The sequence below is a fragment of the Candidatus Hydrogenedentota bacterium genome (assembly GCA_012523015.1).
In the GTDB taxonomy this organism is placed as follows: domain Bacteria; phylum Hydrogenedentota; class Hydrogenedentia; order Hydrogenedentales; family CAITNO01; genus JAAYBJ01.
In genome coordinates, this window is the sequence record JAAYJI010000058.1 from 1 (window position 1) to 7,853 (window position 7,853).

Annotated in this window: 7 protein-coding genes; 6 read left to right on the top strand and 1 reads right to left on the bottom strand. The window is 52.1% G+C overall.

The window, feature by feature from the left end; translation table 11 throughout:
- The 3 genes from GX117_02460 to GX117_02470 all read left to right on the top strand — a co-directional run.
- Positions 1–2,589, top strand: a 2,589-nt coding sequence (locus tag GX117_02460; protein ID NLO32211.1) for a hypothetical protein, incomplete at its 5' end; no start/stop codon positions are given.
- 271 nt (positions 2,590–2,860) lie between these two features.
- Entirely contained in the window at positions 2,861–3,934 is a 1,074-nt protein-coding gene (locus GX117_02465) for an NAD-dependent epimerase/dehydratase family protein (GenBank protein NLO32212.1), read from the top strand.
- Positions 3,934–4,704 (top strand): glycosyltransferase family 2 protein, encoded by a 771-nt coding sequence (locus GX117_02470; protein ID NLO32213.1) that lies wholly within the window; start codon positions 3,934–3,936, stop codon positions 4,702–4,704. The genes GX117_02465 and GX117_02470 overlap by 1 nt, the downstream gene beginning before the upstream one ends.
- Here the strand turns inward: GX117_02470 and GX117_02475 are convergent.
- Positions 4,688–4,867 (bottom strand): hypothetical protein, encoded by a 180-nt coding sequence (locus GX117_02475; protein NLO32214.1) that lies wholly within the window; start codon positions 4,865–4,867, stop codon positions 4,688–4,690. The two genes, GX117_02470 and GX117_02475, sit on opposite strands and share 17 nt — an antisense overlap.
- Positions 4,868–5,034: 167 nt before the next feature.
- Between GX117_02475 and GX117_02480 the strand changes: the two genes are divergently transcribed.
- The 3 genes from GX117_02480 to GX117_02490 form a co-directional block, all read left to right on the top strand.
- On the top strand, positions 5,035–6,228 hold the full coding sequence (locus GX117_02480; GenBank protein ID NLO32215.1) for a methionine adenosyltransferase: 1,194 nt from the start codon (positions 5,035–5,037) through the stop codon (positions 6,226–6,228).
- A 57-nt stretch (positions 6,229–6,285) separates the two neighbouring features.
- Positions 6,286–7,245: an adenosine kinase gene (locus tag GX117_02485; GenBank protein ID NLO32216.1), complete on the top strand. Its 960-nt coding sequence runs from the start codon at positions 6,286–6,288 to the stop codon at positions 7,243–7,245.
- Positions 7,246–7,285: 40 nt separating this feature from the next.
- Positions 7,286–7,853, top strand: a 568-nt coding sequence (locus tag GX117_02490; GenBank protein NLO32217.1) for an IMP cyclohydrolase, incomplete at its 3' end; no start/stop codon positions are given.

Here is a 7,853-nt window from a genome sequence, read left to right on the forward strand (position 1 = left end):
GCATGGACAAGTTATGTTGCCCAATGTAACACACCCATCGACGGCAAAGGCGGAAACGGTGGAAACGGCGGCGCAGGCAGCAATGGTGGAAATGGCGGTAAAGGCGGTGACGCTCAAACAGCTGCTCTCGGCGGTAAAGGCGGAAACGGCGGCGGCGCAGTTGTATTGGCAGCCCGGGGCTTGCTCGCTTTCAATGGTATCGTGGATATTTCTGCAGGGAATCCAACGCAAGGTGATTCCGAAAAGACGGCTCAATCGGGTAATGCCGGATCAAGCGCCGGCGATGGAAATAATGGCGGCGGCGGAAATGCCGGCGAACAAGGCTTGTGGTGGCTTAATTTCGGTGGTTGTTGGCCCAATTATGTGAATGGCGGAACAGGTGGGGCGGGCGGCAAAGGCGGCAAAGGCGGTGACGGCGGAAGCGGCGGTGCAAGCGGTCTTTCAGGCGCAGGCGGTAACGGCGGCTTGGGAACACCCGGTATGGTCAAACTCCATGCTTCGGTCATTCTCAACAGCGGATCTGTTGAATGTGAAAATCATACTGCTGATACGGACAGCGAATTGCGTGGCCGTGCCACCCTCATCAGCAACATGGCGAATCCAACGGCTCCTGTTTTTTCTGATGATTATGTCCTAGGCACAACCACCAATGACGGCTGGCTGCGCTTGAATGCGCCTTATGACGCTGTACTGCAAGTCCCCATTCTGCCGCATCTGGAGGGCGGCTTGGGCACCGGCGGTTACACCCAATCCGATTTTTGGAATAAATCCGCTTTTGATAATGCGCACGTGGGAACACCGGGCCTTGAAATTGTCGCTCTGCGCGATACGGAATCTCCCTTCTTAGACTATGACCAAATTTTTGTCGTGAATAATACGGCAGCGCCTATTCTCGCAGTAACGGTGAACATTGATGGTTACGCCCCCTACCTGCTCGGCGATATAGGCGCCGGCGCAATTTGGACAACCACCGTACCCGAAGGCACAGCCTTATCTCTGGCAGCGCCCCTAGCGGTGACGATTAGCGAAGAAAATATGGATATCTATGTGGGCGATTCCTTCTCGCTTAATGCGGTGCCTGAAGGAGGTGTTGCGCCGCTGCACTACCAATGGGAACATAACGGAGCAGCTCTGTCCGGCAGCGACAACATCACCTACACCGTGGCGGCAGCGCAATTAGCCGACACCGGATTCTACGCAGTCTCCGTACAGGACGCGTTGAGTCAAGAAGCTTCGAGCATGACCGATGTATTGGTACGTGTGGCAGAACCGCTCACCATCCTTCAAGCGCCCACCTCGTCAGTCATCTCGGTCGGGAACGCAGCACTCTTCAGCGTGGAAGTATCCGGCGGACATGGTACCCGCCATTACGAATGGCGCAAAGACGGTGTCAGTCTCGGCGCGGCGGATCAACCCTTCTTGTTGATTGATCCGGTCTCGCCAAGCGACGTCGGTAATTATGATGTCGTCGTGACTGATGCGCTTGGCGTGGCGCCACAAGGCCGCGTAGTCAGCCCAAGTCCTGCCGCCGTGTTGAACGTGGCAGATGCTATGTCAATTAGCGGTCCTGAAAACCAGCTTGCCTACGTTGATGATGGGCAGGTCACTTTTGAAATTGAAGTGTCCGGCGGTGTTGCTCCCTACACCTACGAATGGTACCGTAACGACATGGCACTTCCCGAAGGGCAGCAACCTCATGCTCCCGTACTGAATCTCAACGCGCCGTTGAATATCAAGGTCGGTGATTATTATTGCCTCGTCACCGATACGGCGACCATTTCCTCATCTGTGCCTTCTGAAACGGCAAGCCTGAGTGTCTATGAACGATTAAGCTTTACCCTTCAACCCGAAAGCGGCAGCTATGAACAAGGCGGCGCCCTCACGTTGACTGTTTCAGTAACAGGCGGTATACCACCCCTCAGCTATGAATGGGCTAAGGATGGGATACCTCTTCCCCCTGAAAACCAACCCTTAAACGACAGATTGAACCTAAACAACCTCCAATCCGGCGACGCCGGCACCTACACTGTAACCGTCTCCGACAACCAAAGTGATACCCTTAGTTCTGAAGCAGCGATCATCAGTGTTGTGGAGCCCGGTGAAGGCGAAGAACCGGGTGAAGGTGAAGGCGAAGCACCTCAGGAAGGCGAAGTGCCCGGTGAGGGCGAAGGCGAAGCGCCAAATGAAGGAGAAACTGGAGAGGCATTTGCACTGCTTTACGAGGGCCCGAATCCCCTCACTGCACAGGTCGGTTCCGCAGTTGAAATCCGTGTGAACCCCGTCAACAGCGCAGGTTCCATCACTTATTTCTGGTATCGTGTCACTGAAGACAAATCACTGGAATTGATCGAAGGTGAACAATATGCAAGCTTGAAATTTAATCCCGTTTCATATGACGATGACGGCAACTATCAATGTGTAGCCATGGATAGTGTCGCCGGTACGACACAGTCACCCGTGATCCGATTACGCGTTGTAACGGCCGTCCCCGTTGCTAAACCTCTATTCGTAGTCTTGCTCACACTCGTCTTGTTTGGCAGCGCTTTGGCGCTATTAATACGACGGAAATATCTTTCATCGTCCTTCTGATTTAAAAAGCGCTTGAATAGATACAGGATGCTTCCGATATACTGTCGCAAGCATCCTATTTTTGAATCGCCTTTGCTTGCAGCAGCCGCTTGGAAGGCTTGCCCCCGATCCTTTCCCTTGGGAAAAAGAATTGGATGTACGCGTTTCCTAGCGGCGAAGAGGCGTGCTTGACTCTGCGCATACCGCATTCGTTAGAATGCTTAGCGATAGTGATCTACAGTTTTTACTTCCTACCCGTTTGATCGGGATATACCCGAAAAAAAGGATCCTTATGGGCGCCATCATTGTGACCGGATCGGCAGGCTTGATCGGCTCCTCCGCCGTTCGCCTTTTTGCAGACCAAGGCTATACTGTTGTTGGTATCGACAATGACATGCGCGCCTATTTTTTTGGAGAGAAAGCCTCCACGCAGTTCATGGCTGAACAATTGGAGGAAGAGATTCCCGCCTATCGGCATGTCGCTATCGACATACGGGACTACGACAAACTGGAGCAATGCTTCAAGGACTATGGCAAAGATATTGTCTCGGTGGTGCATACGGCCGCACAGCCCAGCCATGACTGGGCGGCACGCGAACCCCACACCGATTTCAGCATCAATGCCACAGGCACCCTGAATTTGTTAGAGCTGACTCGGATCCACGCCCCTGATTCCGTATTTATTTTCACCAGCACCAACAAAGTCTATGGGGATCGTCCGAACTACCTGCCTCTCGTCGAACAAGAGCTGCGCTGGGAACTTGATCCCTCTCATCCCTATGCCGCGGAAGGCATCGATGAATCCATGTCCATTGATCAATGCAAGCATTCGCTCTTTGGCGTATCCAAAGCGGCGGCGGATATCATGGTTCAGGAATACGGGCGCTACTTCGGCATGAAATCTGCCATCTTCCGAGGCGGCTGCCTGACCGGACCCGGTCACGCCGGTGCAGAACTTCACGGCTTTCTTGCCTATCTTATGAAATGCGCCGTCACCAAAACGCCCTACCACATTTTCGGCTACAAGGGAAAACAAGTCCGCGACAATATCCACGCTTCCGACCTCGTCGCCTGCTTCCAGGAAGTCATCAACGCGCCCCGAGTCGCTGAAGTCTATAATATAGGCGGAGGACGATTCAGCAACTGTTCACTCCTCGAGGCTGTGCAGATGTGTGAAGAAATTACAGGCAACCCCATGGAAACCGATTACACGGAAACCAACCGTATCGGCGATCACATCTGGTGGATTAGTGACCTCCGCAAATTTAAGAGCCATTATCCCAATTGGAAAGCAAACTTCGATATACAGGCTATTTTGAAACAAATCTATCTTGATATCACCCGGCGTGAACGGCGTTCATCCTGATGCCAAACGAACTCCTATACTCCATACTCATTCCCGCGTATAACGAAGCGGAAAATTTGCCGAGAACCGTAAAAGCATTGGCAGACAAGCTGCGGAATGAAGGCATCCCCTACGAACTCTTGATCGTCAATGACAACAGCACCGATACGACTTTGCAAGTTCTGGAGGAAATCGCCAAAGAGCATCCTGAACTGTGCGTCGTGAGTAACACGCCGCCGGGCGGATTGGGCAGAGCCATACGATGCGGATTGCAATACTTCAAAGGCGAGGTCGTCGCCGTCGTCATGGCGGACAGTTCAGACAGCCCTGATGATGTAGTCGCCTGCTACAGAAAGATTGAAGAAGGCTACGATTGTGTCTTTGGCTCCCGATTCCGAAAAGGCAGCAAAGTCCTCCAATATCCCCCGGTCAAGCTTTTCTTTAACCGTATCGTCAACGCGATGCTGCGCGTCCTCTTTCTGACCCGATTCAATGATTTAACCAATGCTTTTAAAGTCTATCGCCGCTATGTGATCGAGAGCATCAGTCCGCTCCAAGCCGCCCATTTTAATATCACCATCGAAATGTCCTTGTCCAGTCTTATACGGCGTTTCAAGATTGCCGAAATTCCCATTTCTTGGAGCGGTCGTACGTGGGGACAATCCAATTTGCATTTGCGCGAAATGGGAAGGCGCTACCTGTGCACCTTACTTATGATTTGGTTTGAACGGACCCTGATCTTAGATGACCTCCTTGTAGAAACGCGCTCTAAACTTAAAGACAACGAATAAGGATTTGAAAAGAAGAAGGGCGATACCGCATGGAAGCCACCTCCACACGCTGCCCGTCAACGGCTCGTTGTATCCGCTCTTTTAGGGTATCTGCCGCGCCCTCGTTGCTGTACATCCCAATTATGGAAATGTTGAAATCGGTCTCATGGGCGCTTTCAGCCAAACAGCATCTATCCAATGCTCTAATCATCGGTTGTTTTCAGGCTTGTTTACAGGAACAACTTGGTATTTCTACTTGTTCTAAGTTATAGTATAAAAACAAAAGGGGCTGAAACTAAATGAGTTTAAACCACTGTGTTTTTTCAGTAGTTCTTGGAAAGGAACCTGCTTATGAGTAAGCTGCTTACACGTCACGATTTCACCTCAGAATCTGTATCAGAAGGACATCCCGACAAGATTTGTGATCAAATTTCGGACGCGATTTTGGATGCCTGCCTTCAAGTGGATCCGAAAAGCCACGTGGGCTGTGAGACACTGGTTGCCCCTGATTTGGTCGTCACTGCAGGTGAAATTGCCTGTGATAAATGGGATCAACTTGATCCGGAAAGCATCGCTCGGGAAGTGGTGCGCCGTATTGGCTACGTCCATGAAGATATCGGCTTTTCCTATAAAACCTTTAAATATTTGAATTACATCCAGGGCCAGTCTCCGGATATTGCGCAAGGTATCCGAGACGATGAAAAACACAATCAAGATCAAGGCGCCGGCGATCAGGGCATGATGTTTGGCTATGCCTCCGACGAAACGCCTCAACTGATGCCCGCCACCATACAATATAGCCATGAGCTGCTCCTGGAACTTGCACACGTTCGCAAAACAGGGGCATTGACTTATCTGCGTCCCGACTCCAAATCGCAAGTTACCATTCGTTATGAAGAAGGAATTCCGAAATACATCACGAATGTAGTTATTTCACATCAGACCGAAGATGTGCCGCTTGAACAAATCCGGGAAGATATGATCGCAGTCGCTAAAAGGGTGCTCGAGCCGACCGGATTACTTACCGAAAAAACCGTTTTTTACGTTAACCCCACCGGCCGTTTTGTAGTAGGCGGTCCTAATGGTGACTCCGGTCTAACAGGGCGCAAAATCATTGTGGACAGTTACGGCGGTGTAGGCTGCCATGGCGGCGGCGCTTTCTCCGGCAAAGATCCTTCGAAAGTTGACCGCAGTGCTGCCTATTACAGCCGCTACGTGGCGAAGAATATCGTGGCTGCCGGATTGGCACGGCGCTGCGAAATTCAAGTCGCTTATGCTATCGGTGTTGCCCGGCCCATGAGCATCAATGTATCCACTTTTGGCACCGGCACTGTGGACGACGCACGCATTCAGGCGGTTCTGGAAAATTCCGATCTTTTCGATTTCCGACCCTTTGCCATCATTGAACGGCTTGGGCTGACACAGCCCCAAGGGTGGAGTTACCAAGATACGGCCGCCTATGGTCATTTTGGCAGGGAACAGTTCCCTTGGGAAAAAACGGATGCCGTGGAAGCGCTCCGGCGGGCAGTCGCCACACAAGCCTAAACAAGAAGGGATATTGCTATTAGTACGCCACAGTTTATTCTCGGTGTTGGGTCGCCCATGATGGATCTCTTGGCGTCTATTCCCGAGTCTTTCTTAGAACAAGTTTCCGGAGCCCGCGGCGGTATGGAGTGGATCGAACCGGATCAGATGGACGCCTTGATTGCGCGCCTTCCCCAAGCGCCGACCTGTGCTCCCGGCGGCAGCGCAGCCAATACGGTTTGCGCTTTGGCACGCTTGGGCATGCCTGTGGCGCTGCTGGGAAAAATGGGCCGTGACGATGAAGCCATTGCTTATAAAAACGCTTTTGCCCTCATTGGCGGCCATGAGCGCTGCTTCAAATATATGGACACACAACCTACCGGCCGCTGTCTGAGCCTGATCACGCCCGATGGGGAACGAACCATGCGCACTGATCTCGGCGCAGCAAAATACATTGATGTTGATGACGTCAGCACTGCAGATTTTCAAAACTGCCGCCATGTTCATCTTGAAGGCTATGCCCTGCATAACCCTGAATTTGTCCTTCATGTATTGAAAACTGCCAAAGCCTGCGGTGCCGATACAAGCGTGGATCTTGCCTCTTTTGAAGTGGTGGAAAGTGTCCGAGACTTGCTTCCCGATCTGTTGCGCAGCCATGTGGATATGGTCTTCGCCAACCAAGATGAAGCGCGTGCCTTTGCACAAGATGATGACCCTGAAAAAGGGCTGGAGCAGTTAGCAGCGTGTTGCCCCGTGGCTGCAGTAAAGCTGGGCGCAGAAGGCGCGTGGCTGCAATCGGGAACAGAACGGGTTCGTGTGCAGGGCGTGGCGGTGGATACCGTGGTGGACACGACCGGTGCCGGCGATTGCTGGGCGGCAGGCTTACTTTTCGGCCTTATGACCGGAAAAACACTGGAAGAAAGCGGTCAGGCGGCATCAATGATTGGCGCGGCAACCGTCTCTTGTCTCGGCGCTTCTCCCGACGAAGCGAAGTGGCAGGAAATCCGAAGCCAACTAAACATAAACCCGACGTTATAATAGCGACTTAGAGTCTGAGACAAGAATAAGGAGAATGATCATGTATATTGGCAGAATCGTCAGCGTGGGCCGCACGGCAGAAGGTCGTCTTTGTGCAGCGTACAGAGTTTCCAGCCGTTCTTTTCCCAATCGTACCGCGGTGCTCGGTGATAAAAAAGTCAGTATCGTGCCCAAACCCGGTCATGAAGGGGATGTATTTAAAAATCCCTACATTGCCTACAATTGTGTGCGCATCGTCAGACAAGGAGATGTTGCCATCGCAACCAATGGCAGTCAGACCGATGTGATCGCGGAAAAAAACGATGAAGGTATGCCCATCCGTGAGGCATTGGTATTGGCCTCCCTCATGCTCGATTACGAAAAAGACGCCTATAATACACCCCGCATCAGCGCGGTTGTGGATAAGCAGGCGGGCGCAGGCTGGCTTGCCATCGTGCGTCACGACGGCCTTGAGGTGCAGCGTATTCCCCTCGAATTTGGGCGCATTTGGTATGTCGCCACCTATGAAGAAAACAGCATTAACGCAGCCCAATGTGATGATTTCCCCGTGAGTACAGCCCGGGAGGCATGCGATTATATTCTTAGCCAAGGTGTTTTCGCACAACGTA